The sequence below is a fragment of the Geobacillus sp. FSL K6-3411 genome (genome assembly GCF_037965715.1).
Taxonomy (GTDB): Bacteria; Bacillota; Bacilli; order Bacillales; family Anoxybacillaceae; genus Geobacillus; species Geobacillus thermodenitrificans.
In genome coordinates this window covers 833665-859202 of the sequence record NZ_CP150187.1, presented here as the reverse complement: position 1 = coordinate 859202, position 25538 = coordinate 833665, and the positions used below count along the sequence as shown (strand labels likewise).

General features: G+C 49.2%; 25 protein-coding genes and 1 other annotated feature. Of the genes, 6 read left to right on the top strand and 19 right to left on the bottom strand.

All coding sequences use genetic code 11. The features are described from left to right. Nucleotides 1-14: 14 nt before the first annotated feature. The 3 genes from NSQ22_RS04335 to mecA all read right to left on the bottom strand — a co-directional run bounded on the left by NSQ22_RS04335 (nt 15) and on the right by mecA (nt 3734). Nucleotides 15-1364: a competence protein CoiA family protein gene (locus NSQ22_RS04335; RefSeq protein ID WP_339264221.1), complete on the bottom strand. Its 1350-nt coding sequence runs from the start codon at nt 1362-1364 to the stop codon at nt 15-17. A gap of 84 nt (nt 1365-1448) precedes the next feature. After that, nucleotides 1449-2957, bottom strand: a complete 1509-nt coding sequence (gene cls, locus NSQ22_RS04330; RefSeq protein WP_008878967.1) for a cardiolipin synthase — start codon at nt 2955-2957, stop codon at nt 1449-1451. Between the two features lie 96 nt (nt 2958-3053). Continuing rightward, nucleotides 3054-3734, bottom strand: coding sequence for an adaptor protein MecA (gene mecA, locus NSQ22_RS04325; protein ID WP_008878968.1), 681 nt, complete (start codon nt 3732-3734; stop codon nt 3054-3056). Between the two features lie 215 nt (nt 3735-3949). Here mecA and NSQ22_RS04320 point away from each other — a divergent pair, with 215 nt between their 5' ends. Next, nucleotides 3950-4618: a TerC family protein gene (locus tag NSQ22_RS04320; protein WP_081157052.1), complete on the top strand. Its 669-nt coding sequence runs from the start codon at nt 3950-3952 to the stop codon at nt 4616-4618. A gap of 50 nt (nt 4619-4668) precedes the next feature. Here NSQ22_RS04320 and spxA read toward each other — a convergent pair whose 3' ends face one another. Further along, the gene (gene spxA / locus NSQ22_RS04315) at nt 4669-5067 is read right to left on the bottom strand and encodes a transcriptional regulator SpxA (protein ID WP_008878970.1); all 399 of its coding nucleotides are present in this window, start codon (nt 5065-5067) and stop codon (nt 4669-4671) included. Between the two features lie 304 nt (nt 5068-5371). On the opposite strand from spxA, the gene NSQ22_RS04310 reads away from it, so the two are divergent. Further along, nucleotides 5372-5554: a hypothetical protein gene (locus NSQ22_RS04310; protein WP_008878971.1), complete on the top strand. Its 183-nt coding sequence runs from the start codon at nt 5372-5374 to the stop codon at nt 5552-5554. A gap of 118 nt (nt 5555-5672) precedes the next feature. Here the strand turns inward: NSQ22_RS04310 and NSQ22_RS04305 are convergent, their stop codons facing one another. The 5 genes from NSQ22_RS04305 to NSQ22_RS04285 form a co-directional block, all read right to left on the bottom strand. Further along, nucleotides 5673-6608 (bottom strand): ATP-binding cassette domain-containing protein, encoded by a 936-nt coding sequence (locus NSQ22_RS04305; protein WP_029761528.1) that lies wholly within the window; start codon nt 6606-6608, stop codon nt 5673-5675. Beyond that, nucleotides 6601-7662, bottom strand: a complete 1062-nt coding sequence (locus tag NSQ22_RS04300) for an ABC transporter ATP-binding protein (protein ID WP_008878973.1) — start codon at nt 7660-7662, stop codon at nt 6601-6603. The genes NSQ22_RS04305 and NSQ22_RS04300 overlap by 8 nt, the downstream gene beginning before the upstream one ends. Before the next feature lie 21 nt (nt 7663-7683). Beyond that, nucleotides 7684-8703, bottom strand: a complete 1020-nt coding sequence (opp3C, locus tag NSQ22_RS04295; protein ID WP_008878974.1) for an oligopeptide ABC transporter permease — start codon at nt 8701-8703, stop codon at nt 7684-7686. Next, nucleotides 8703-9632 (bottom strand): oligopeptide ABC transporter permease, encoded by a 930-nt coding sequence (gene opp3b, locus NSQ22_RS04290; protein WP_008878975.1) that lies wholly within the window; start codon nt 9630-9632, stop codon nt 8703-8705. The genes opp3C and opp3b overlap by 1 nt, the downstream gene beginning before the upstream one ends. A gap of 145 nt (nt 9633-9777) precedes the next feature. Next, nucleotides 9778-11427: a peptide ABC transporter substrate-binding protein gene (locus tag NSQ22_RS04285; RefSeq protein WP_029761526.1), complete on the bottom strand. Its 1650-nt coding sequence runs from the start codon at nt 11425-11427 to the stop codon at nt 9778-9780. 404 nt (nt 11428-11831) lie between these two features. Here NSQ22_RS04285 and NSQ22_RS04280 point away from each other — a divergent pair, with 404 nt between their 5' ends. Further along, nucleotides 11832-12206 carry a DUF3899 domain-containing protein gene (locus NSQ22_RS04280; RefSeq protein ID WP_008878977.1) on the top strand — a complete coding sequence of 125 codons (375 nt, stop codon included), beginning with the start codon at nt 11832-11834 and terminating at the stop codon, nt 12204-12206. A gap of 46 nt (nt 12207-12252) precedes the next feature. Further along, nucleotides 12253-12485 (top strand) — a binding site (T-box leader). A gap of 49 nt (nt 12486-12534) precedes the next feature. Continuing rightward, nucleotides 12535-13521, top strand: a complete 987-nt coding sequence (gene trpS / locus NSQ22_RS04275; protein WP_011886937.1) for a tryptophan--tRNA ligase — start codon at nt 12535-12537, stop codon at nt 13519-13521. A 58-nt stretch (nt 13522-13579) separates the two neighbouring features. Here the strand turns inward: trpS and NSQ22_RS04270 are convergent, their stop codons facing one another. The 5 genes from NSQ22_RS04270 to NSQ22_RS04250 all read right to left on the bottom strand — a co-directional run bounded on the left by NSQ22_RS04270 (nt 13580) and on the right by NSQ22_RS04250 (nt 17886). Then, nucleotides 13580-14320 (bottom strand): YjbA family protein, encoded by a 741-nt coding sequence (locus NSQ22_RS04270; protein ID WP_008878979.1) that lies wholly within the window; start codon nt 14318-14320, stop codon nt 13580-13582. 85 nt (nt 14321-14405) lie between these two features. Further along, entirely contained in the window at nt 14406-14612 is a 207-nt protein-coding gene (locus NSQ22_RS04265; protein WP_008878980.1) for a hypothetical protein, read from the bottom strand. Between the two features lie 98 nt (nt 14613-14710). Continuing rightward, entirely contained in the window at nt 14711-15502 is a 792-nt protein-coding gene (locus tag NSQ22_RS04260) for a DUF2268 domain-containing protein (RefSeq protein ID WP_011886936.1), read from the bottom strand. Nucleotides 15503-15677: 175 nt separating this feature from the next. Continuing rightward, nucleotides 15678-16916, bottom strand: a complete 1239-nt coding sequence (gene fabF, locus NSQ22_RS04255) for a beta-ketoacyl-ACP synthase II (protein ID WP_011886935.1) — start codon at nt 16914-16916, stop codon at nt 15678-15680. A gap of 37 nt (nt 16917-16953) precedes the next feature. After that, entirely contained in the window at nt 16954-17886 is a 933-nt protein-coding gene (locus NSQ22_RS04250; RefSeq protein WP_008878983.1) for a beta-ketoacyl-ACP synthase III, read from the bottom strand. Nucleotides 17887-18167: 281 nt separating this feature from the next. Between NSQ22_RS04250 and NSQ22_RS04245 the strand changes: the two genes are divergently transcribed. Next, nucleotides 18168-18416, top strand: a complete 249-nt coding sequence (locus NSQ22_RS04245; protein WP_099232950.1) for a hypothetical protein — start codon at nt 18168-18170, stop codon at nt 18414-18416. A gap of 35 nt (nt 18417-18451) precedes the next feature. Here the strand turns inward: NSQ22_RS04245 and NSQ22_RS04240 are convergent, their stop codons facing one another. Further along, nucleotides 18452-19192 (bottom strand): alpha/beta hydrolase, encoded by a 741-nt coding sequence (locus NSQ22_RS04240; protein ID WP_008878985.1) that lies wholly within the window; start codon nt 19190-19192, stop codon nt 18452-18454. Nucleotides 19193-19326: 134 nt separating this feature from the next. On the opposite strand from NSQ22_RS04240, the gene NSQ22_RS04235 reads away from it, so the two are divergent. After that, entirely contained in the window at nt 19327-19512 is a 186-nt protein-coding gene (locus NSQ22_RS04235; RefSeq protein WP_008878986.1) for a YjzD family protein, read from the top strand. Between the two features lie 82 nt (nt 19513-19594). Here the strand turns inward: NSQ22_RS04235 and NSQ22_RS04230 are convergent, their stop codons facing one another. The 4 genes from NSQ22_RS04230 to NSQ22_RS04215 all read right to left on the bottom strand — a co-directional run bounded on the left by NSQ22_RS04230 (nt 19595) and on the right by NSQ22_RS04215 (nt 25426). Next, nucleotides 19595-21715: an MMPL family transporter gene (locus tag NSQ22_RS04230; RefSeq protein WP_011886933.1), complete on the bottom strand. Its 2121-nt coding sequence runs from the start codon at nt 21713-21715 to the stop codon at nt 19595-19597. Nucleotides 21716-21804: 89 nt separating this feature from the next. Further along, nucleotides 21805-22377: a TetR/AcrR family transcriptional regulator gene (locus NSQ22_RS04225; protein ID WP_008878990.1), complete on the bottom strand. Its 573-nt coding sequence runs from the start codon at nt 22375-22377 to the stop codon at nt 21805-21807. Nucleotides 22378-22554: 177 nt separating this feature from the next. After that, a complete protein-coding gene (gene clpB / locus NSQ22_RS04220; protein WP_008878991.1) occupies nt 22555-25140 on the bottom strand; it encodes an ATP-dependent chaperone ClpB in 2586 nt (861 codons plus the stop codon). A gap of 106 nt (nt 25141-25246) precedes the next feature. Further along, nucleotides 25247-25426, bottom strand: coding sequence for a YjzC family protein (locus tag NSQ22_RS04215; RefSeq protein ID WP_008878992.1), 180 nt, complete (start codon nt 25424-25426; stop codon nt 25247-25249). Nucleotides 25427-25538: the final 112 nt, after the last annotated feature.

Sequence of the window (25538 nt, the reverse complement as noted above, 5' to 3'; positions counted from 1 at the left end):
CGATACACGAATTATTATTCACCATTTTCGCTCCCTTTTCCTGTTTTTTGCTCATTTTTCACGTCAGCTCCAAACTCAAGCATCGTCCGATATGATGCAAGCGTCGGTGTCTGGAAAATTTGCTCAAAAAAAACTGCATCTTGGCGGATGACGTCTTCGAATGTTGCTGGAAGCAACAGCGGCTTAGTCAAACAAATCCTTCTTCTCCCCTCATAGCGAAGATAACCGAGCAAACTTAACCAATGCAAATATTCATGGACTGCCTGCCGGTAATTGTCCTGACCGACAAGAGGCAGTCGACGTGGAGCGAGCAGCCCGGTGCGGATTTTCTCGTCAATCCACCGGAAGAGTGCCGTCAGCGCCATTGGCTTCCCTTGCTGACGAAGAAGCGGCAGAAGGACGTATGTTTGCCAAATGAACGGAGCTGTTTCCCATAAATAACCATGCGGCAATGGCCAGCCGGCTTCAATCGGAAACAGCGACGGAACGATGCCAGCATGGTAAAAATCAGCACAAATGCGGCGTGTCACCTTATTCGGATAAAGCGGGAACGTTTGGCGCCATTGTTTCTTGCCTTCAAGCCATTGCTTCCAAAATGTCGGCGGAAGCGGCTGCTCATAGGCAGTCAAAGTGGCGAAAGACAGTGAAGAAAGAGGAAGCGAATCGACGGTGACCAACGTGCGGCGCACCGACAGCGGCACAAGACGGGAAAGAAAGAGGAAACGTTTCGTTTCCGGACTATAGTACCGTATGTGAGGGACAGCAGAAAACGAAAGGCGGTGAGCAAACAGCCATTGAAAGCGGGAGAGCGACACTTCATTCGGGCGTTTCGGCGAGCGTCGTAAGTGATGAGCCCCTAACACCCAAAGCGGCTGGATGCCGAGGCGGCGGTAGCCGTCATTGCGTTCGTAAAACAGCGACTCATCAATCGTGGAACATTGATATTCGAGGGCATACAGACGGGGACCATAACGAAATAACACATCAGGACGCTGCCCGATGGCGGTCAAATATGGCTCAAGCTTCGCTTCAATCCCTTGACGAACGAGCCATGTGAACAAATCATGCTTTCCGGTTAAATGCCGCTCCGATTCCGGTTCATGCTCGAACGGGCAGACCGTGCCTTTCCGGTGGGCGAAATGCGGCAGGCGACGGCGGCCGGATCGCAACACAACTTCTTTCCGACAGGCGGGACAAAAAAACGGTTCACCGTTTCTCAGCTGCATAAGCCGCTCCCGGTTCCACCGTTCCACCCCAGCAAGCGAAATCGTCCGGCCATCGGCTGAGATGGCGACAAACAAGAAACTCCCTCCCTTTCTCTTATTGTCGGCCTTCGTCCGTTTATTGTTTCGGCAAACGTCCACGTTTTTCCTGCCGATGGGGAACAGGCCAATAAAAAAAGCCCGCCAAGCCGGCGGACTTGCATCTCAAGCACTCAAAACATATCGTTACAATAGCGGCGACAGCAGGCGCGAAACCGATTCAACAATCCGCACCCGGAATGGGCGCTGCTGGAACTGTACATAATCAATTGGGGAAGCATGACGGAAATCTTCCAAAAAATCGTTCACAAGTTTGTTTGTGCTGTCCGTATAATACAAAAACGCGTTCACTTCAAAGTTTAAATGAAAGCTGCGCATATCCATGTTTGCCGTGCCAATCGAGGCAAGCTCTCCATCGACGACGATCACCTTGCTGTGCAAAAACCCTTTTTCGTACTCGTAAATTTTCACTCCGGCTTCCAACAGTTCTGGGAAGTACGAGCGCGAGGCGTAAAAGACGATTTTTTTGTCCGGGCGCTTCGGTGCCAGCAGGCGGACGTCGATGCCACTTAGTGCCGCCACTTTCAGCGCCGTTAAAATGTCTTCATCCGGAACAAAGTACGGCGAGGCGACCCAAATCGACCGTTTCGCTGACGTAATCATGGCAAAATACAACTGTTTAATCACTTCCCACTTTTGATCCGGCCCGCCGGCAATGAGCTGCACCCCGCCCTGGCCTTCCTCGACAATGAGCGGTGGTGATAAATATTCCGGCGTCAACAATCGCTCTCCCGTCATATAATACCAGTCTTGCAAGAAAATAAGTTGCAGCGTCCGAACAGCCTCGCCTCGAATCAACAAATGGGTATCACGCCAAAACCCAAAATATTCGTCTTTTCCCAAATATTCATCACCGATGTTCAGCCCGCCGACAAAGCCGACGCCTCCGTCGATGACAATAATTTTTCGGTGGTTGCGGAAGTTGATTTGGTTGCTCAAAAAGGGCAGACGCACCGGTGAAAACGGAATCATTTCCACCCCAGCTGCACGCAGCTCTTCAATGTATGCGTTCGACAGCTTCCAGCTTCCGACAGCGTCATACAAAAAGCGAACATGCACACCTTGGCACGCCTTTTCCATCAGGACATGTTTCAGTTTTTGACCGATTTCGTCATGACGGACGATATAGTATTCCAAATGAATATGGTGCTGTGCTTTTTCCAACTCGTCAAAAATCGCGGCAAACGTCTCTTCGCCGTTCGTCAACACCGCCGTTTGTGACGCCAATGAAACTGGATGTTGGCCGATGCGATAGGCAAGATGCAACAACGGGCGCTGATGGGGTGCCATCGGCAGCCGCTCTATGGCGATCGGCGACGGCTCTTGAAACTTCAGCAACACTGCTTCATCAGATTCAGCTTTCTTTTTAAAGCGCCGCTGTTGCCAATAGTTACGCCCAAACAATAAATAAAATAAAAATCCAAGAAACGGAAAGCTGCCTAACACTGCCAGCCAAGCGATCGTTTGCGCTGGTTTTCGATTCTCGAGTGAAATGACAAATGCGATAAATACCACTGAACAAGAGATGAGCACACTAAAAATGCCAAGCAGCTTTCCTCCCCAATAATCGTGCGTCAATGTCAGCAGTACACCGACAATGACGATGAGAATCGCCACTCTAGATGTGTTTCTCAACGAAACCCCTCCACCTGCTTTTCATGATGGCTACCCTTCCCTTCATTAACGAAGAAAACGCCGATTTCTGGCAGCGAAATCGGCGGTATGGAGACGTTATGGGGCCGGAAAATATCTTTTTACTGTTTCAAGCGCATTATCACTCATAATCTCGGTCCCGTATTCTTCTAGACGATAAATCGTCAGCTGCGAATCGTTCCCGTATTCCAACAGAAGGCTGAGCATATTGTCTATGTCATGCTCAGTATATTGTTCACCAAATTCGACAAACAAATAGTAACGCCCTTCAAACTGGAACAGGCGGTTCGACAGGCCGGAAAAATCAGCGCGATGTGCCAAGGAGATCACGTCTTCGATGTCTTTAAACGAAATGACAAATTGAAGAACGTCTTGCTCCTGGCCGTCTTCGGCGTCATTGTTTCGTCCAAAATGGAAATGATGGCTGAGCAACGACTCAAGCTTCTCATCGGCTGACAGTGAAAACTCACGCCATCTTTCTTCCGGAAGCGGCAACTCAAGCTTACTCCCGTCTTTGGACAACTGCGCTTTCGTCACGACAACTTCAAGCCCTTTTTCCAATGCTTGCACTTGAATCCAAAGCGGACCGTCGAGCGAAAAATCACTTTCGCTATGGACCTCATCCATCATTTCCCAAAATAGTTCTTCGCTTCGTTCCCGATTATACCAAATTTCTTCACGGTCAAAACCGCGCTCCTCTATATCAACATACGAAATGTAAAATTTCACCGTATGATCATTGATACGTTCGATTTCCATCTTCTCAACTCTCCCTTCTAAACAAAGAAATAAAAAAGGGAAGGGATCGTGCCCTCAAACATTTTATTTATAATGAAAACTCATATCTTGTAATTTATATTTTATGATAAAAAGCGAAAGAAGGGAAATAAAAAAACGCGTTTTTAAAAATTGGTTATGAAACCGGCCATGCCCTACTATAATGGTGATGAACACGGACGGAATGAGGGACGCCTATGGTGGATGAATATATCGTATCGATCTTATTAATCATCGGCATCGATGTCATTCTAGGTGGGGACAATGCGGTTGTCATTGCGTTAGCGAGCCGCAACTTGCCGGAACAAAAACGGAATATCGCCATCGTCCTTGGCACGGCGTTGGCGATCGCCGTCCGTATTTTATTGACGGCAGCCGTTGTTTGGCTATTGACGATTCCGTTTTTACAGCTTGTTGGCGGCCTTATCCTCTTTTGGATCGCCTTAAAGCTTATCAGGCAAAAAGACGAAAAACAGGCTGCGATTAAAGCTGAACCATCGCTTTGGAAAGCTGTCCGGACAATCGTTGTCGCCGATGTCGTCATGGGCATGGACAACGTCATCGCCATTGCCGGAGCGGCCCAAGGGCATCTCGAGCTTGTCGTCTTCGGCTTTCTTTGCTCCGTTCCTATCATCATTTTAGGCAGCAAAATCATCCTTTATGCCATGGAGCGATTCCCGCCTCTCATTTATATCGGCGGCGCCTTATTGGCCTATACTGCTGGAAAAATGATCGCCGCCGAAGAACAGCTGCGCCCGTTTTACGATCCGCGTTGGGAACTCTTCTTCCCGCTCTCAGGGGCCATTCTTGCCGTTCTGCTCGGCTTTGCGGCCAACCGTCGAACACGCACGGTCAAATGGCGATGATTAGACATTGATAAAAAACTTCTACATGGCAAGCCATGTAGAAGTTTTTATCATCCATTCACTAACCGCTGCGCTTCGCGGAGCTGATACGCACGCACTTTGCGCGGTAGGAAGCGGCGGATTTCATCTTCGTTATAACCGACTTGAAGTCGTTTTTCATCGATGATGATCGGCCGGCGCAAAATGCCCGGGTTTTTTTGAATAAGCTCGTACAAATCTTGCAACGGTAAGGATTCGAGGTTAATGTTCAGCTTTTGGAACACTTTCGAACGGGTCGAGATGATTTCATCTGTCCCCGTTTCCGTCATCCGTAAAATTTCCTTAATCTCCTCGACCGTGAGCGGCTCGGAGAAAATATTGCGTTCAACATAAGGAATATCATGCTTCTCGAGCCACGCCTTCGCCTTCCGGCACGACGTGCAACTCGGTGATGTGTATAGCTTGACCATTTTGATCACTCCTTTTTACAAGGAATCCCTTGCTTCCCCCGCCCGTCAGCTGACGGGCGCATACAACTATGCCACTTTCATACGCTTGACGGCATAGTGATACGGCCTATACCACCTGCCTAGTGGCCGGCCGTCTTGTTAATCATTTACAAATTGAAATGACTTTAACATGATATATTATACAATAAATCCACGGAAAAAGATATAGTTTTTCAACGATTAATGCAATTTTCTTTGCCCCCCTTCCAATAGGGAGGAAAATCCTCTACAATCAAAATAGAAGAGAAAAAGGGAGGAAGAACATATGGCCGACTATTTTGTTGACTTTGTCATTGCTTCAGCACTGATCGTCGGCATCACTGCCTTGATGGGGAGCATGAGCAACACGATTGGAGAACGGTTATTCGGCCGAAACAAGAGAGAGAAACATGTTGAGGCTTCACGCCGCATCCAGCAAGGGTGGAATTTCGTCGGAGGAAAAAAATAACGCCAGAAACAAGTGTATAATATTGCGCCGCCTGCTTCTCCGTTCGCATCAAGCGTCGGTGAAGAGACGGCGCTTTTTCGTGCTCATAGGAACAGTCCCTTTCAGTCAATCGCGCTGTTTAGGCATACATCGCCCGATACCGCTTATACTCTTCTTCTGAGCAAAGCACGAAATGCCCTGGCGTAATTTCGCGAAATTCGAGTTCTTCCCCGTCTTTATAACCATGCTGCGCGGGGTCGTAGACGATCCGTTTGCGCGTTCGCTCCGTTTCCGGATCCGGAAGCGGAATCGCGGAGAGCAACGCTTTTGTATACGGATGGATCGGGTTGCGGTACAACTCTTCCGACTCGGCGAGCTCGACCATTTTCCCGAAATACATGACTCCGATCCGGTCGCTGATGTACTTCACCATCGATAGATCATGGGCAATAAATAAATACGTCAACCCTTTTTCGCGTTGCAGTCGCTTCAACAAGTTTACGACTTGCGCTTGGATCGATACATCAAGGGCGGAAATCGGCTCGTCGGCGATGATGAATTCCGGTTCGACCGCGAGCGCTCGGGCGATACCAATCCGCTGGCGCTGACCGCCGGAAAACTCGTGCGGATAACGACTGGCATGCTCACGGTTTAAGCCGACCGTCTCGAGCAACTCATAGACGCGCTGCATCCGCTCTTCTTTTGTTTTTGCCAGCCCATGGATATCAATGCCCTCGGCAATAATATCAGCAACCGTCATTCGCGGGTTGAGGGAGGCATACGGGTCTTGGAAAATCATTTGCATTTTCCGGTTTAACTCTTTTAGCTCTTTTTTTGATTTTTTTCCGTGCACACTGACGCCGTTAAACAGCACTTCCCCGTCTGTCGCATCATATAACCGAATGATCGTCCGCCCTGTTGTCGACTTGCCGCAGCCCGACTCTCCGACAAGGCCGAACGTTTCTCCTTTATAAATGTCAAAGGTCACCCCGTCGACTGCTTTGACGACTTCACCGCGGCCGGCTGGGAAGTATTGTTTTAAGTTTTTCACTTCAAGCAGTTTTTGTTTAGCCACGCGGTTTGCCTCCTTTCCGGGCAACGATGTCAGCAAACTGTTTCATCCGTTCGCGCACAATGGCCGGCGGTTCAACTTTCGGCGCCAGCTCGTGCAACAGCCATGTCGCCGCATAATGCGTGTCCGACACTTGAAACATCGGCGGCTCAAGCTCATAGTCGATTTTTAACGCGTACGGGTTGCGCGGCGCGAAGGCATCACCTTTTGGCGGGTTTAACAAATCTGGCGGCGAACCCGGGATCGAATACAGCTCGGTATCTTTATGGTCAAGGCTCGGCATCGACGCAAGCAGACCCCATGTGTACGGATGCTTCGGATTGTAAAAAATTTCATCAACCGTGCCCATTTCGACGATTTTACCAGCGTACATGACCGCCACACGATCGGCCATGTTAGCAACGACTCCTAAATCATGGGTAATAAAAATGATCGACATGCCAAGCTTTTTCTGAAGGTCTTTCATGAGTTCCAAAATTTGTGCTTGAATCGTTACATCAAGCGCGGTCGTCGGCTCATCAGCAATTAAAATTTTCGGGTTGCACGCTAACGCTATAGCGATCACAACGCGCTGACGCATTCCGCCGGAAAATTGATGCGGATATTGTTTCATGCGCAATTCGGCGTTTTTAATGCCGACAAGTTGCAACAGCTCGATCGCCCGTTTGCGTGCCTCATCTTTTGATAAATTTTGATGTTTTAAAATGGCTTCCATAATTTGTTTTCCGATCGTCATCGTTGGATTGAGCGATGTCATCGGGTCTTGGAAAATCATCGAGATTTTTTTCCCGCGAATCTCCTGCATTTCCTTGTCCGTCAGCTTCGTCAAGTCTTTTCCTTCAAATAAAATTTCCCCTTGTTTAATGCGGCTTGGCGGCGTCGGCAACAAGCGCATGAGCGCTTTCGATGTCACCGATTTTCCAGATCCCGACTCACCGACGATCGCCAACGTTTCCCCTTTATACAAATCAAACGTCACACCGCGGACCGCTTGCACCTCGCCGGCATGGATATCGAAGGAAATGTGTAAATCGTTCACTTGTAAAATTTTCTCCATCGTTTTCACCCCTTCCATCCATTATTTGCGCATTTTCGGGTCAAGCGCATCGCGCAGCCCGTCAGCGACAAGGTTGAAGCTCAGAATAAGCAAGCTAATGACGATCGACGGGATAATAATTAAATGCGGGTACGTTTGAATGGACTTATACCCTTCGTTAACGAGTGAGCCGAGCGATGCTTCCGGCGGACGGATACCAAGGCCGATAAAGCTCAAAAACGCCTCCGTAAAAATGGCCGATGGAATCGTAAACATTGTCGTAATAATAATCGGGCCCATGACGTTCGGAATCAAATGTTTAAAAATGAGCCGTGAGTTAGACGCTCCTAGCGTCCGTGCAGCGAGCACATATTCCATGTTTTTTAGCTTCAAAATTTGCCCGCGCACAATACGCGCCATCGTCGTCCAACCGGTGATGACCATCGCCAGTGTAATCGAAATAATCCCCGGCTCAAAAATTAAGATAAATAAAATAACGACGATCAAATACGGAATACCGTTTAAAATCTCAATGACCCGCTGCATTGCGTTATCGACACGGCCGCCGTAATAACCGGAAATACCGCCGTAGGCAATGCCGATAAACAAATCAATCACAGCAGCGAGTAATCCTATGTAAAGCGAAATGCGGGTGCCATACCACGTTCTCACCCATAAGTCGCGGCCTAAATCATCGGTACCAAACCAGTAGTACTCTTTGACGCCGCGCTCTTTATAGACGTCGACGCCATTAGGGTCTTTTCCATCTAAATTAAGCCAGCTAATATTCTCCAAAACCGGGACTTTCGGCGGCAGTTTCGCATGGCTTAAGTTTTGTGCTTTATATGAACGTTCACTGGCCATCGGCGCAAAAATCGCCAGTAAAGCCAAAATGACAATCATGATCATCCCGGCGATCGCCGCTTTGTTTTCACGCAGGCGAAGCCATACGTCATGCCAAAACGTCAAGCTTGGACGATTGATTTTTTCTTGTTCGCCGACGTTCGGCGGGGCGGGCTGAAACCATTCCGGTGAAAGCTGATCGTATTGTTGTTTCGCCATTATTTCTTCCCTCCCGCTAACCGGATGCGTGGATCAACAATTCCATAGAGGATGTCCACGATAAAAATGACAAAGATTAATAATGCCGAGTAAAACAACGTCGTTCCCATAATGACCGGATAGTCGTTCAACTCGATGGAACGAACAAACTGCTCACCAAGCCCTGGAACCGCAAAAATTTTCTCAATAACGAGCGTCCCTGTCATCAAGTTCACGGCCATCGGACCGAGAATGGTGATCACGGGGATAAGCGAATTGCGGATGGCGTGCTTAACCACAACCCCGGCATTGCTAATCCCTTTTGCCCGAGCCGTTAAAATGTAATCAGAACTTAACACTTCAAGCATTTCAGTCCGCATAAAACGGGCGATGTTGGCAATAACACCGACGGATAGCGCCAATGTCGGCATGATCGTATATTTAAACCCTTCCCAAAAAGCGACCGGCAGCCACTGTAGCTTCACGCCGATAAAATATTGCAAAAATCCAGCCAACACAAACGACGGAACGGAAATTCCGATGACAGCAATGACCGTGGCCGTATAGTCTTCCCAACTGTTATGACGAATAGCTGCAAAAATACCAAGCACTAATCCGACAATCGTGCCAAACACAATCGCTTGAAACCCTAGCTGGGCCGATGGGCCGATCCGGTCACCGATCAATTCTGTCACTGGACGGTTGTCGTACTGGAACGAAACCCCTAAATCCCCTTGCAACAAATTGCCTAAATATTGCACGTACTGCACAGGCACTGGCTTATCCAACCCATATTCTTTTAAAATGAGCGCCCGCTGTTCTGGCGTCAATTTTTCCTGGTTTTGCAGCGGCGAACCAGGCAACAGCTTCATTAAAAAGAACGTCAGGGTGGCAATAATGAACAACGTAATCACCATATACACGATCCGTTGAATCGTATACCGCGCCATGGCTGCACCTCCCCTATTGATTTCCTAAACTTTACTGTTAATAATCTCTTAACATTTTGCTTTTTTCGACATTTTTCGCCTTGACAGCCAAAAAGAGAGTATATGCCCTCGCATATACTCTCCTTGGCATTCTTTAGAAAACGAATTACTCGATATAGGCCCATTTGTAGCTGTAGTCGCCGCCAAACGGGTGAGTAATGATATCTTTTACATACTCGCGTTCTAGGTAAGCGAGGCCACGCTGATAGAGCGGAGCAATCGGCATTTCTTCAAAGACGATCTTTTCTGCTTTCAGCATCGCATCCCAACGAGCTTGCAAATCGCCAAGCAACGTTGTTTTTGCATCTTTAATCAACTTGTCGTATTCAGCATTCGACCAACCCGTTTGGTTGTGCGGGTTATTTGTCGTCCACAAATCAAGGAACGTCATCGGGTCTTGATAGTCCGGACCCCAACCAGAGAATGACAAGTCAAATTGCATTTTGCTTTCGAGGTCAAGTTTTTGTTGGAACGGTTGCTGTTTAATGTTGACCGTCAAGCCCTCCAAGTTTTTCTCCAATTCTTCTTTGATGTACTCGCCAATTTTCTTCGAGCTGTCGCTGTCATAGTTTAACAGCTCAATCGTGAAATTGTCTTTGCCAAGCTCTTTTTTCGCTTGCTCCCACAGTTTTTTCGCTTCGTCCACATTGTACGACACTAAGTCACCGTTTGCATCGCGGAAGTCTTTGCCATCCGGGCCTGTAACGAAATCTTTCGGGACAGTAAAGTTCGCTACAATCGAACCGTTGTTAAGCAGCGTATCCACCATTGCTTGGCGGTCGATGGCCATCGCAATTGCTTTGCGCGCATTCACATTGTTTAACGGCTCATTTTTCGTGTTCATGCGCAGCCAGAAGAGAGATGGCTCCAATTCCGTTTTGAAGTTTTTGTCGTTTTTATACTTATCAACAAATTCAGCCGACAAACCGACACGGTCAACTTGTTTCGTTTCATACAAGTTGACAGCCGTTGCGGTGTCTTTTACGACTTTCACATTGATTTTTTCGAGCTTAACTGTATCTTTATCCCAGTAATTCGGGTTTTTCTCATATGTCCAACCTTGCTCGTGTTTCCATTCGCTTAAGACGAACGGACCGTTGTAGAGCGTCGTGTTCGCTTCCAAACCGTACTTGTCGCCTTGAGCTGTCACGAATTTTTCGTTTTGCGGCATGAACGAACCGAATACCGTCAAGCTGACGAAATACGGAACCGGGTTTTTCAGCTCCACTTGGAGCGTGTAGTCGTCAAGCGCTTTGACACCGAGCTGGTCAACTGGCAATTTGCCGGTGTTGACTTCTTCCGCATTTTTAATGTCGTACATGATGTACGCATATTCAGACTTCGTTTTCGGATCAAGCACCCGTTTCCAAGCGAACACAAAGTCATGCGCCGTCACCGGGTCACCGTTCGACCATTTAGCATCTTTGCGAAGCTTGAACGTATACGTTTTGCCGTCTTCGCTCACCTCATGGCTTTCCGCCACCCCAGGAACCGGCTTGTTGTCTTTTCCTAAACGGTACAGACCTTCCATGACGTTGTTCAACACGATAAACGATACTTGGTCGGTAGCGAGCGCTGAGTCAAGCGACGGAATTTCTGAAGAATCAAGCAAGTTCAGCACTTGCTCCTTCTTCTCCGCCGGCTTTTCGCCGCTTTCACCGCCTTGGGCTTTGTCGTCCCCGCCCCCGCCACACGCTGCTAAGAACGTAGACAGCGCGAGAAGCAGAACGAGGAATAAAGAAAATCGCTTCTTCACTAAAAACCCCCCTTAAAACTTATGTATTTTATTACAAATCTTCTGAACTATTAGGTTTCAGAAGATTGTACCTACAAGCCTATTATACCGACTATTAATATATTTGAAAAGAATTTTTTTGTTTTATTCAATAAAAAGTTTTCTAATTACTTATAAAATATAGGAATATCGACTTAATTGCATTGTACAAACTTTTGCCAACCTTGTAAATAATAAATTTCTATAGATGCTTTAGAAAACGCTTACAATATAGTTTTTTTCCTTTTTTTATCATCGCCAGAACAAATTACTCCTTTGTTTCCAAGATAGAGGTGTATTTTTTGATATAACTTTTTTAACAATCTTTTCACCTGATCGTTTTATGGTACAATAAAATCGGCAAGCAGAAAGGCGGGAGAAACGACGTGAAACAGATTGCTGTTCGAACCGGATGGCTCATTGCCGCGATGTTGCTAGCGAGCGGGCTGATCATTTCTTGGCAAGGGACGTGGACAGCAGTTGCCTTCATTAACGTGGCTTTTTTACTCTCTCTTGTTCCGCTGTCGCTCGGCGGGCTTTTGTTCGTCTACGAGCGCGGATTTTTCAGCGGATTTGCTTACGGATTTCGCCGATGGCGCAAAAGTGGAACAAAGGCGGAACAGTATCTCGAAGAGGCGGCTTCGGAACAGGAAACAGAGGAATCGCGTGGCCCGCGGCACTTTGTGGCCACCTACCCGCTGCTGTTTTCCGGTCTCTTTCTATTTCTCATCATGATCGCCGCCGGGTATGCAATCCAATAAGGTTGCAACAGCTGGTTGTTTTTCATATAATAAAGAGCAAATAGCGAGATGGGCGATGAGAAAGAAGAGTACATATGGCGATGCCTTCAGAGAGCTTGTGGGTGGTGCGAACAAGCGGCTAGCCATATGGAATGGGCTTTCGAGCTTCCCGCTGAACCAGCGATGCAGTAGGTGAGGACGTTTCCCCGCGTTACAGGGGGCCATGCGCAAAGCATGGGCTGAGCGATTGCGCATCAGGCGCAATAAGTAGGGTGGCACCACGGTCCTACCGTCCCTATTAAAGGGGGCGGTAGGCTTTTTTATTTTCTTGGTGGAGGAGTGATCGCAGATGAAAACCATTTTTTCTGGCATTCAGCCAAGCGGCGTCATTACCCTTGGCAACTACATTGGTGCGATGCGACAATTTGTCGAACTGCAGCATGAGTACAACTGCTATTTTTGCATTGTCGACCAACATGCCATTACTGTTCCGCAAAATCCGAACGAACTGCAACAAAACATTCGCCGTCTCGCTGCCTTATATTTGGCAGTCGGCATCGATCCTAAACAGGCGACGCTGTTCGTTCAATCGGAGGTGCCGGCGCACGCCCAAGCGGCTTGGATGCTGCAATGCATCGTCTATATCGGCGAACTGGAGCGGATGACGCAGTTTAAAGACAAATCAGCCGGTAAAGAGGCGGTCAGTGCCGGGTTGCTCACGTATCCACCGCTTATGGCAGCCGACATTTTGCTTTACAACACGGACATTGTCCCAGTCGGCGAAGACCAAAAGCAGCACATCGAGCTGACGCGCGATTTAGCTGAGCGCTTCAACAAACGGTACGGCGAGCTGTTCACTATCCCGGAAGCGCGCATCCCGAAAATCGGCGCCCGCATTATGTCGCTTACCGATCCGACGAAAAAAATGAGCAAATCTGACCCAAACCCGAAATCGTTTATTACGCTGCTTGACGACGCCAAAACGATTGAAAAGAAAATTAAAAGTGCTGTGACCGATTCAGAAGGAACGATTCGCTATGACAAGGAAGCGAAACCGGGCATTTCGAACTTGCTCAACATTTATTCGATTTTATCGGGTCAGCCGATTGACGAACTTGAGCGGCAATACGAAGGAAAAGGATACGGGGTCTTTAAATCCGATTTGGCCCAAGTGGTCATTGAAACGCTCCAACCGATCCAAGAGCGGTATTATCATTGGCTCGAAAGTGAAGAGCTCGACCGCGTCCTAGACGAAGGGGCGGAAAAAGCGAACCGTGTCGCCTCGGAAATGGTGCGCAAAATGGAACAAGCCATGGGGCTTGGGCGGCGTCGGTAAAAAATCAGCATAATGCAGCCATACAAAAACGGGCAGGCACGAGGCGCCTGCCCGTTTTTTAATTCACTTTCGGTTCTTGCTGTGTTTCCCAAAGCTTCTCAAAAAATGGCTGACCTTTAATCAAGTTTTCGCACAACTGCTCGTGGCGTTCCGACCAACCGTATTTTGTTTCTTCATACAACCGTTCCCATGCTTCTTCAAACGACATTTTTTGAATGTCCGAATACTTTTCCGGTGCCCACTCTGTATACCAATAGCGCACTTCCGCACTGTTTTTCGTTGAATACAGCTGATCGAGCGCCATAAACAGCAATTGTTTCAGCTGCCGCTCCTTCCGCGTTAGCCCGCACATCAGTTCCGGGGCCGGTGATAAAATATGATATTCTTTTTCATACTTTGGCAACGGATATTTTTGTTCCTCTGCCTCGGCTGCCATTTCGTAAACAAGTTGCTCTTGCCGCGGAATGAGCCGACTTTTACGGATCGGAATGTGGTATCCGATCGTATCGACGGCCAAAATGCCGACCCCATCCGTCACGATGAAACAATAGTCCAGCTGGATGCGTTCATGGTTTTTGCGGATATACGCTTTTTGATAAACATCGTCTAAAAGCGGTTTCGGAAGGTCGGACAAGCTGTTTTCAATATAATGGAACAAAGCCGGGGACACTTTTAAAAGCGGTACCTGGTCAAGCAGCTCGATTTGATCGTCTTTGCGCCATTCATGGAAATGGCAGACGTTGTATCCATTCTCCTCGCCTTCAAACCAGTTCACCCAAATGTCATGCAAGTAAAGCATGTAATACCCCTCACTTCCAGACGTGTTTGTCCATCAGTATAGGCAGAGGGGCAGAATTTTATTCCATTTCGCCCTCTTTTCCCCTCTATGAGCTACGGCCTGGAAACGACAAACTTCCCCACATCAAAAGCAAACCAAGCGGCAATAAATAACATTCTGCTCTTGTCGCGATATAAACCATATAGTCACTGAAGCCTCGTTCCGGGGTAATAATGTTTAAATACGCGATAATAACCATACCGCCCACGACCGAAAAACCGAAACCGACCAAATAAAAAAACAGGCGGACCATCGGGCTTCCCTTCCTTCTTGTCCACTTCCTTGCTCTACATATATGTCGGCCTGGTGGACAACATGACTGTTCGTTTGCCGCCCCGATGGACAACCTGTTTATTTGATGATGTCAAAACCAGCTAAAGCAACGATTTGTTTCGCTTCCATCGCCATCAGTTTCGTCAATGAATGCCCCCGCCCAAGGCAGCGCTGAACGATGGCGTGTCCCACCGCATAGCCGCCCATTTTCGGATACCAACCAATCCCGTACAAAATCCGGGTGCTAAGTGGATGCGAAACGGCCACGTCTTGGTTTGGAGCGATGTAGCGGCGCCAAAATCGCTCTAACTCCCAATCTGTATAGTACGCCGTCCAGCTTGCGCACTTCTCGGCACCGACCGTCTCAGCAACCGCATGTTCTGCCAGCCCTTCCATAATCACGGCATCCAACAGCGTCGCTTCTTTGCCGCCATCCGGCAGTTTTTGCAGTCGGCAGACATGATTGTATTCGTGCGCTACGAGCGCAGCAATCTCGTCGTCACGATGATCGGACAGCAAAAAGAAAAACAGCTTATCGGCAAATGCCACGCCGCCTTTTCCGTGAAACTCACGCGCAAGTTTCGGGTTCTCATCATCCGCCGGCAGCAAAAACACCGGAACGTCCGGTCCGTCCCATGCCGCGCGCTGCCGGTCATATTGGCGGCCGACCCGCTCCCATAGACGCTGTGCCTTCATGTCCGGCAAAAGCCGAACGGCTTGCCGAGCACTTCGATACATGCCATACAGACGCAAATATTGATGAATATCACGCGCTGACGCATCCCCAAAAAACGGAACCAACCGTGCGCATAGCCGAAGCGGATCCCCCTGGTCTTGTTCGAGCCACCGGTCAGTTGGGAACAGTCCCATCGTCTCTCCTCCCCTCCCTCTTACATTATGTTGGAGAAGAAAAGACGGTGAACAAAGGCGGAAACAGAGCGGGATGCGCCAATCAAAAAAGAGCCTCGCTTTGAACGAACTGCTGCTCGTTAGTTATGCCTAACGGGGGCAGCTTCGTTCAACCGAAGGCTCTCATTTCCGTTCGTCACACATATTTTTTGAAAATCAATGTCGCGTTATGGCCGCCAAATCCAAATGAGTTGCTTAAGACTGCGCGCACTTCTTGCTTGCGTGCTTCATTCGGCACATAGTCAAGATCGCATTCCGGATCTGGCGTTTCGTAGTTGATCGTCGGCGGAATGATACCATCGCGAATCGTCAACACCGAGAAAATAGCTTCCACCGCACCGGTCGCCCCAAGCAAGTGGCCGGTCATCGACTTCGTTGAGCTGACGGCGAGCTTATACGCATGATCACCGAACACTTCTTTAATGGCAAACGTCTCATACTTATCATTGTACTCTGTGCTTGTGCCGTGGGCATTAATATAGTCGATCTCCTCCGGCTGCAAGCCAGCGTCATGGAGCGCTTGGCGCATCGCCCGCACGCCCCCTTCACCGCCCGGCGCCGGCGCCGTAATATGGTAAGCATCTCCGGTGGCGCCGTAGCCAACAATTTCGGCATAAATCGGCGCTCCGCGACGCAACGCGTGCTCCAACTCTTCAAGAACGATGATGCCTGCTCCTTCGCCCATGACAAATCCGTCACGGTTTTTATCAAACGGGCGGCTTGCCGTTTTCGGATCTGGATTCGTCGAGAGCGCTGTGTTCGCACAAAAGCCGGCAAACGACATTGTCGTAATCGGCGCTTCGGCTCCGCCAGTGATCATCACGTCGGCATCACCGCGCTGAATGACTTTAAACGCGTCGCCGATCGAATTGGCTCCAGTCGCGCAAGCAGTGACTGTGCACGAATTGATTCCCTTTGCCCCGAGAATGATCGACACTTGTCCAGCCGCCATATCCGGAATCATCATCGGCACGAAAAACGGGCTCACCCGACGGTAGCCGCGTTTCTGGAAAGTTTCAAACTGTTGCTCAAACGTCTCCATCCCGCCGATACCAGATCCGATCCAGACACCGACTCGTTCAGCGTTTTGTTCATTGATTTCCAGATTGGCGTCTTTCACCGCCATAAGCGCTGCGGCCACGGCGTATTGTGTAAAACGATCCATCTTCCGTGCCTCGCGGCGATCCATAAACACCGTCGGGTCAAAATCTTTGACTTCCGCCGCCACTTTCGCTGGAAAATCGTCGGGATTGACACGAGTGACAATATCGATGCCAGACTGACCGGCAATGATGTTTTTCCATGTTGTTTCGACGTCATTGCCGAGTGGGGTGACAGCCCCCATCCCGGTCACGACAACTCGTCTTTTTTCCATCGCTTCGTCTCTCCTTTTTCCGATAATCTAAAAGTTGTTAGCGGCCCCAGCGCAAGGCGATCGCACCCCACGTCAGCCCGCCGCCGAATCCAACCATGACGATGACATCATCATCTTTAATTTTCCCCGCTTCAAATTCCTCAGCGAGTGAAATTGGAATGGACGCGGCTGACGTATTGCCGTATCGGCGAATCGTTGTTGACATTTTCTCTTCCGGCAGCTCGAGCCTCTGTCTGGCTGCCTCCATAATGCGAATGTTCGCCTGGTGGGGAATCAGAAAGTCAACATCATTTTTCGATAGGCCAGCTTTTTCGAGCACATTCAAGCTTGACTCTCCCATTTGCCGGACAGCGAACTTAAACACTTCACGGCCGTTCATGATGATATATTCGTCTTGATATAAATGTTTTCCTCCCGTTCCGTCAGCGCCTAATTCAAAGGATAAAATGCCGCGTCCGGGTGACACCGGCCCCATGACGACCGCCCCGGCGCCATCGCCAAACAGCACTGCCGTATTCCGGTCGGTCCAGTCAATAATTTTTGATAGTTTTTCCGCGCCTACTACCAATATATACTTGTATGCACCATTGTCAATGAATTGGCTCGCCGTCACGACCCCATACATAAACCCGGCGCAGGCAGCGCTAATGTCCAACGCTGCAGCGTTGACAGCACCGAGGCGCTCTTGCAACATGCACGCAACAGACGGGAACGGGCGGTCCGGAGTAACGGTAGCTACCAAAATCAAATCAATGTCTTTCGCGGAAATGCCCGCGTGAGCGAGCGCCTTCTCAGCAGCAAAATACGCCATGTCAGATGTATCCATCTCATCTGGAGCGATGCGCCGTTCTTCAATCCCCGTGCGCGTTCGAATCCATTCATCTGATGTGTCCATCATTTTTTCCAAGTCAGCGTTTGTCAACACCTTTTCCGGTGCATAGTAACCAACGCCGATAATTCCTGCTCCCATGCTACTCATCTCCTTTTTCCTTGCAAAATAACCGAAAATCCTTTTGAATACAGCGTAATTCCCAATATACAATCAATCCACATAACCAATTATTATTACTTGGTACTAATTTTATCGGAAAGAGCGCATGTGCGCAATAGAAAAGCGGAGATCCCCTTGAAAGAAAAGCAAAGAGAATTCAGGCGCTTCTCTGTACTTAAAGGCATTTGTCCAAACCGTTTTTCATTTCCGCTCATACAATACAATGACAAGTAAAGATGGTACGAAAGGGAGGACGCTACATGGCGAACAATCCAACACCAGAACAGCATCGCGAGCCGCATGATCGCTTCTCTCGCCTCATGTTCGGCCCGTTCCCCCCACGCCAAACCGACCGGCGGGAAGAGCGGGAGGAGACAGATCCGCCCCCGCTGCCAAACATTGATTTTATGAAACTGTTTGAAAATGTCAGCGTGCTGACGGACTCTTTGCAACAGTTAAAACCGCTTGTCAAAAAGATCTCTTCACTCGTCGATTTCATAAAAAAATAGCAGACGCAACCAAGCGATGCGTCTGCCTTCGTTGTTTACGGGAGCTCATTGTACTGGCGAAAAAATTGTCCGATTTGCGCTGCCAGCTGGCGCCGCCTTTCCAGTAAATGATAAACGACGCGCACTCGATCGTTCATCGTTTTCATCCATTGTTCGTATTTGCGGCTGTGCAGTGCGGACGGATATTCGCTCACACCGGCGAGCTGCCAAATCGTCACCGGAACATCATGAGGGCTGAGAAAAAGGGACGGAACAGCCTCCGGCACCTCTTCTTCCTTCATGCCATAGGCAAGCGCGATTTCTTTCACCATCCGTCGATACATCAACGAATGTTCCTGCGCATAGCTGAGCTGCGCACGTACATCAAGGCAAGGGTTGATCATGGCGACGGCGCGGATTTGCCTTGGCATGGCGCCAAGCAGCTGCGAGGCGACAAGTGCGCCCATTCCTTCGGCAACGATATAAATGCGCTTGTTGACAATTTCGCTTTTCAGTACTGAGTAGATAAGCTGACGCGCCAGCCGGACTGCTTTTGGGCTTCCCCAATGCCGGCCGTACAAATGAGAGTAAAACACCGTATACCCACGTTCAAGCCACTCCTCCAGCCACTGGCGCCGCCCCGGATGCTCGAGCCAAAAACTCGTCTGTTCGTTCACGAAATGATCGCCGTCCCCCATTAAAAAAAGGGCAAACCCGTTCGGGCGCTCCGGCACGTGAACGATGCACCATTGCCCATCAAGTTGGAAAAACCGTTGTTGTCCTGCCATCGTTTCCATTCACCCTTGTTTGGCGATACATAATTGTACAGTATACGATATGCCCGACGAAAAAAAACGTCCGGGTATATGCCTAAATGAACAAATTGTGATAAGATAAGGGAAGAAATGATGCGAAGATAGGAGGAAACAAGATGCGCCTGTTTTGGACATTTTTCTGGACGTTTTTGCTCGTGCAAATGGCGACCTATGTTATGGGCTCGATGCAAGGCATTAGCTATGATTTTACGACCGGCGCGATCATCAGTGTCGTCGCTACGATTTTGATCGTTGTAGTAGCAGCCTTGATTCCGGACGAGCCAGCCGGGCACCATCATTAATCTAGAAAACCTTTGATCAATAACAACGCCTTGGAGCTGTTAAAACTCCAAGGCGTTGTTTTTATGTCCGTTCTTTTGTACATTATTCGTTGCCCGTTTGAACGTTTCGCTGCCGTCCGTTCTCTATCCAGACAATAAGCCCGGGCAGCAGCATCCCGCGAATAAGAAACGTATCAAGTAAAATACCGATGGCCACGAGGAAACCGAACACAAACAACAGTTGTACAGGCTGAGTCATCAACACGGCAAACGTCGCCGCCAAAATGAGGCCAGCGGAAGAAATGACGCCGCCAGTATGGGCTACCGCTCGTTCGACCGCCCCGTTGACGGAATGAGTTCTCCACTCTTCTTGGAAGCGCGACACGAGTATAATATTGTAGTCAATACCAAGCGCCACTAAAAACACAAACGCATAAATCGGCACACGGTCGCTGACAGTTTTGATATCAAACAACAAATCCGTCAACCAAATGCCAAGCCCAAGTGCCGCCGCGAACGAAACGAGAATCGTTCCGATCATATACAGCGATCGTTTTACGGACTTTGTCAACCCAATGAGCAGAAGGAAAATAAGAAGTGTCTCCAACGTGACAATGACAACCATATCGCGGTTGTTTACGACCCGCTCATCCACTTTCGCTGCCGTCTCTCCGGCGAAATAAAGTCGTCCATCAAGCCCGCTTTGTTTGATGATCGTTTCCTTCCGATCGATGATCCGTTCTAACGCATCAATCGTTTTGACATCGTATGGGTTTTCCCGAAATGTAAGTGTAAACGAGACCACACGTCCATCATCCGCTGTGCCGGCCGGACGCACCTCACTGACAAGCGGCTGTTTCTCGAGTTGTTCCTGCAACTCTTTCATTTGTTGTGGCGTCAAGGCATTTTTTCCCTCAAACAAGACCGTTGTTGGCGCCAACTCTCCTTTTGCAAAATGCTTCTCGAGCAATTCGTATCCTTGGCGCGACGGCATATCTTCCGGGAATGATTTGATTAGATCATACTCATAGCGCAATGCTGACGTATGAGCAGCCATCACCACAAGGAGCAAGCTGATGAGAGCCACGGTCAGACGCGGCTTGCGAACGACAAACCGACCAACTTTTTCCCAAAATGTCCGCATTCCTTTCTCTTTGGCATCACCGACACGCGGAATGTTCGGCCAAAACGCTTTACGTCCGAACAACGTGAACAAAGCCGGGATCAGCGTGACCGAAGCAATCATGATGATGGCCATCGTGAGAGCAAACGTCGGGGCAAAATTTCGATAATCCCCTAGCTTGGCGAAAAACAACACGAGCATCGCTGCCAATACGGTGCCCCCTGAAAACAGGACAGGCAGCCCGGTCTCGCGCATCGCCTGCTTCATCGCCTCCCACTTGTTCTCGTACCGTTTCAGCTCCTCCCGGTAGCGGGAAAAGATAAACAATGAGTAATCCGTAATCGCAGCGAACAGCAAAATGGACATAATCGAAACCGTTTGGTTGGAGATGACAAGTCCTCCTCGCCCTAACAGCCCGAGCAGCTGCACGACTACTTCATACACAAACGCAGCGACAACAAGCGGAATGAGCGCCAATAGTGGTGAGCGGTAAATGATGATCAGCAGCACTAGAATCAGTCCAACTGTTGAGAGCATGAGCACAACATCGGCGCGCGAAAACAATTCCAGCGTATCCGCCGCGATGCCAGCCGGACCAGTAATATAAAGCTTTACATCGCTTTCGCTATGGACGAGTTTCTGAATATCGTCATTGATCGTGCGAATTTCTTTCGATTCCAATGAAGACTGATAAATCGCTGGAACAACCGCGATTTTCCCATCTTCAGCAAAAAACCGTGCTGCGGCTTGCGGTGGGAGGGAAGCAATTGGAACAAGCTGTTCAAGTGCTTCTTGGTGGTTTTTCTCAATATCGGCCAACAAGCGCTGCAATTCTTCTGTTGAAATCGGCTCGTCATCAGAACGAAAAACAAAAATCGCAGGGATGCCGTCGCTATTCGCAAAGTATTGATCGATTTTCTTTTGCGCCACCATCGACTGTACATCTTCCGGCAGTGATTCAATGCTCGATACTTCATAATCTTTTACACTCGGCGCCGCAACGGCCAACACAACAGTGACAATAAACCATACGACTAGTGTCCACCACATCCCTTTTTTCGTCGTTACCCGGTCTGTCACCGTCTGCAGCCATCGATTCATTACTCATCCTCCATTTCGTTTGATCAACAAAAGTGACAAACTTGTCACTTTAAATACAACTTAATGATAATGGGAAAGTGACATAACTGTCAATTTCTATTCATGACCCCGTACATAATGATCTCCCTAATGCTTTCCACCCATTCAGCAAGAGAGATGCCGGGAAAATGAGGAACAGAGACTGACTGAAAAATATAACCAAGAATTACTTGGTTCGGAAGGTGCGGCTTTATTTTCCCTTCCTGTTTTCCCCGTTTGATTAAATGTTCTAGCTCTTCATACATTCTCTTGTGAAACTGGGCGAGACGCTGTTTATTTTCCTGCACTTTTGGATGGTTTTCTGGAATTCGTTTTCCAATCGAAATCATTTCATGAAGATCATTATGATATAAGATGAAATCGAGCAGAAAACGAAATTGCTCATCAAAGGTAGGATACACATGTATATGTTCTAATTTTATGAACACTTCTTCCATTTCATTTACCATATATGTAGTAATCAATTCCTCTTTGTTCTCAAAATATTTATAAATTGCACTCCGCGCCACTCCAAGCCGTTCAGCCAGCAAGCCAAACGTAAATCCTTCATATCCGTGTTCAAGGAGAAGTTGTTTCGTTTGGGCAAACAGCTCATTCAGCGAAATTTTTCGTTCCCGCGCCAACCAAGCACTCTCCTTTCTTTTTTCTTTTCATTATACCCTTGACGATCGGTGAAAGAAAAGAAAGGTGCCCCGAACACTATATCGGGACACCTTTTGGACCGCCGCACCATTTTTCGTTGCCGTCAAAAGAAACCATCTCTCCCGTCAGTGATATAGCCCCTTCGCCTAAAAACGTTTTTACGCGGACGGACGGATCACAAGCTGGCCGTTTTCGACATCGACCGTGACAGTGCTGTAATCTTTCACCCGCCCGGCGATCAACTCTTTGGCAAGCGGGGTTTCAATCTGCTTTTGCATAAACCGCTTCAAGGGGCGGGCGCCGTATACCGGATCAAAGCCGGCTTCGGCGATATGCTGTTTCGCTTCTTCCGTCAGCACGAGCTCAATATGCCGATCGGCCAAACGACGCGACAATTCGCGGGCAAACTTAGCGACGATGCCTTTGACCTCATTCGTTGACAGCGGCTTAAACAAGACGACATCATCGATCCGGTTTAAAAACTCGGGGCGGAAATGGGCGCGCAGTTGATCAAGCACCTGTTTCCGTGTCTCTTCTTCGATTTCGCCGTTGCGGCTTTCTAATAAGAGCGGCGAGCCGATGTTAGACGTCATAATGACGACCGTGTTTTTAAAATCGACGGTCCGTCCTTGCGAGTCAGTGAGCCGTCCATCATCCAACAGCTGCAGCAAAAGATTAAACACGTCCGGGTGCGCTTTTTCGATTTCATCAAGCAGCAAAACGGAATATGGCTTGCGCCGCACCGCCTCTGTCAGCTGGCCGCCTTCCTCGTAGCCGACATAACCAGGCGGCGCCCCGATCAGGCGGGAAACGGCATGCTTTTCCATATACTCGGACATGTCAAGACGAATTAGCTGCTCTTCACTGTCAAACAGCGCTTCGGCGAGCGTTTTGGCGAGCTCTGTTTTGCCGACACCGGTCGGGCCGAGAAAAAGAAACGAACCGATCGGGCGATTCGGGTCTTTAATGCCCGCTCGCGCCCGCAAGACGGCATCAGCGACAAGTTCGACCGCCTCGTCTTGGCCGATGACCCGCTCGTGCAGCAATTCATGGAGACGAAGCAGCTTCTCTCTTTCCCCTTCCACAAGGCGGGTGAGTGGAATGCCAGTCCAACGTGAAACAATTTCGGCGATTTCTTCTTCCGTCACTTCCTCGCGCAACAGCTTTCCTTCTCCTTGGCCGCTTGCTTCCTGCTCGAGCTGCTTCAGTTGTTTCTCAAGCTGCGGGATGCGTCCATGGCGCAATTCAGCCGCTTTGTTTAAATCGTAGTCGTTTTCTGCTTCTTCAAGCTCGCGCTTGGCCCGTTCGAGCTCCTCGCGCACGCGGCGGACACGATCGAGCGCCTCTTTTTCTTGTTGCCATTTTGCTTTCATGGCATTCGCTCTCTCGCGCAAGTTAGCAAGTTCATTTTGCAGCGCCTCAAGCCGTGTCCGACTTGCCTCATCTGTTTCTTTGCTTAAGGCAGCCTCTTCGATTTCAAGCTGCATGACGCGGCGCATCACCTCATCGAGCTCGGACGGCATCGATTCCATTTCCGTGCGGATCGTTGCGCACGCTTCATCGACCAAATCAATCGCTTTATCAGGCAAAAAGCGGTCGGAAATGTAACGGTCAGACAATACTGCGGCCGCGACGAGCGCACGGTCGTGAATTTTCACGCCATGGTGCACTTCGTACCGTTCTTTTAATCCACGCAAAATCGAAATCGTATCTTCAACGCTCGGCTCTTCGACGAGCACTTGCTGGAAACGGCGCTCGAGCGCTGGGTCTTTTTCAATATATTGTCGATATTCATCCAGCGTCGTTGCCCCGATGCAGCGCAGTTCGCCGCGGGCGAGCATCGGCTTCAACATATTGCCGGCGTCGATCGCCCCTTCTGCCTTACCGGCACCAACAATCGTATGTAGCTCATCAATAAACAAAATGATACGGCCATCGCTTTTTTTGATTTCGTTCAGTACCGCCTTCAGCCGCTCCTCAAATTCGCCGCGAAACTTCGCCCCGGCAACAAGCGCGCTCATATCAAGCGCGAAAATCGTTTTGTCTTTCAGCCCTTCCGGAACGTCTTTGCGGACGATGCGCTGGGCGAGCCCTTCAACAATGGCCGTTTTCCCAACGCCCGGTTCGCCGATCAGCACTGGATTGTTTTTCGTTTTCCGTGACAAAATGCGAATCACGCGACGAATTTCACTGTCACGGCCAATCACCGGGTCGATTTTTCCCGCCTTCACTTCGGCGACTAAATCGCGCCCATATTTTGTCAACGCCTCATACGTCGCTTCCGGATGCGGACTTGTCACGCGTTGATTCCCCCTTACTTTTGTCAATGCTGTCAACAGCGCTTCACGTGTCAACCCAAACGACGCCAGACGCCGGGCGATATGCTCGGCGCCGGACGGCAAAGCGAGCAGCACATGCTCGACCGACACGTATTCATCTTGCATTCGTTTCGCTTCGGCTTCTGCTTCGTCAAGCAGCCGCGCCAACGCCGGGGCAATGTATAGCTGCCCCTCCGTCCCGTGCACTTCCGGCTTATGACGAAGCTGTTCGTTTAGAAAACCGACTACCTTGTTCCGATCGGCACCGGAAAGCTCCAGCAGCCGCGGCGCCAAGCCACCTTCTTGTTCAAGCAGCGCGCTCAGAAGATGCTCAACATCAAGCTGTTGATGATGGCGTTCTTTGGCGAGCGACTGCGCCGCCATGAGCGCTTCTTGCAGTTTTTCTGTCAAACGGCTTGCGTCCATGCCGTTCCCTCCATTTGACCTTCTTTGACTATAAATCATTATAGCGGATTGCACGGCGCACGGCAAATCAAAAGCCACTCCAAAACGGAATGGCTTTTTTCGCACATTAAGGTTTGCGCAAATATGTCCAATGCCGGTTATGATTCGACGTTTCCGGGAACGTATCGCCGGCTTTTAGTTTCAGCTTTTTCGGATTTTTTACATTGTCACCTGTTTCGCCGATTTCAATGTAAACACCGTTGTTCGGAGCTTTATCCCCAGGTTTAAAATGGCGCGGTTGGCCCATTTGTTTCATCCCCCTTGCTTCGATTGCATTTGTTATCATTCCCCGTTTCGCCGCGATTCATAAGAAGGAAAATGATGACTTGTTAGACAGGAGACAGCAAGCACAGTGGGTT

Bases quoted from the DNA above. Each gene is read 5' to 3' on its own strand.
- mecA (WP_008878968.1), bottom strand. From the start codon at position 3,734: ATGGAAATCGAACGTATCAATGATCATACGGTGAAATTTTACATTTCG.
- fabF (WP_011886935.1), bottom strand. From the start codon at position 16,916: ATGGAAAAAAGACGAGTTGTCGTGACCGGGATGGGGGCTGTCACCCCA.
- spxA (WP_008878970.1), bottom strand. From the start codon at position 5,067: ATGGTCAAGCTATACACATCACCGAGTTGCACGTCGTGCCGGAAGGCG.
- opp3b (WP_008878975.1), bottom strand. From the start codon at position 9,632: ATGGCGCGGTATACGATTCAACGGATCGTGTATATGGTGATTACGTTG.
- NSQ22_RS04245 (WP_099232950.1), top strand. From the start codon at position 18,168: ATGGCGAACAATCCAACACCAGAACAGCATCGCGAGCCGCATGATCGC.
- trpS (WP_011886937.1), top strand. From the start codon at position 12,535: ATGAAAACCATTTTTTCTGGCATTCAGCCAAGCGGCGTCATTACCCTT.
- NSQ22_RS04215 (WP_008878992.1), bottom strand. From the start codon at position 25,426: ATGGGCCAACCGCGCCATTTTAAACCTGGGGATAAAGCTCCGAACAAC.
- NSQ22_RS04240 (WP_008878985.1), bottom strand. From the start codon at position 19,192: ATGGAAACGATGGCAGGACAACAACGGTTTTTCCAACTTGATGGGCAA.
- NSQ22_RS04265 (WP_008878980.1), bottom strand. From the start codon at position 14,612: ATGGTCCGCCTGTTTTTTTATTTGGTCGGTTTCGGTTTTTCGGTCGTG.
- NSQ22_RS04270 (WP_008878979.1), bottom strand. From the start codon at position 14,320: ATGCTTTACTTGCATGACATTTGGGTGAACTGGTTTGAAGGCGAGGAG.
- clpB (WP_008878991.1), bottom strand. From the start codon at position 25,140: ATGGACGCAAGCCGTTTGACAGAAAAACTGCAAGAAGCGCTCATGGCG.
- NSQ22_RS04320 (WP_081157052.1), top strand. From the start codon at position 3,950: ATGGTGGATGAATATATCGTATCGATCTTATTAATCATCGGCATCGAT.
- NSQ22_RS04230 (WP_011886933.1), bottom strand. From the start codon at position 21,715: ATGAATCGATGGCTGCAGACGGTGACAGACCGGGTAACGACGAAAAAA.
- NSQ22_RS04300 (WP_008878973.1), bottom strand. From the start codon at position 7,662: ATGGAGAAAATTTTACAAGTGAACGATTTACACATTTCCTTCGATATC.
- NSQ22_RS04250 (WP_008878983.1), bottom strand. From the start codon at position 17,886: ATGGGAGCAGGAATTATCGGCGTTGGTTACTATGCACCGGAAAAGGTG.
- NSQ22_RS04235 (WP_008878986.1), top strand. From the start codon at position 19,327: ATGCGCCTGTTTTGGACATTTTTCTGGACGTTTTTGCTCGTGCAAATG.
- NSQ22_RS04310 (WP_008878971.1), top strand. From the start codon at position 5,372: ATGGCCGACTATTTTGTTGACTTTGTCATTGCTTCAGCACTGATCGTC.
- opp3C (WP_008878974.1), bottom strand. From the start codon at position 8,703: ATGGCGAAACAACAATACGATCAGCTTTCACCGGAATGGTTTCAGCCC.
- NSQ22_RS04260 (WP_011886936.1), bottom strand. From the start codon at position 15,502: ATGGGACTGTTCCCAACTGACCGGTGGCTCGAACAAGACCAGGGGGAT.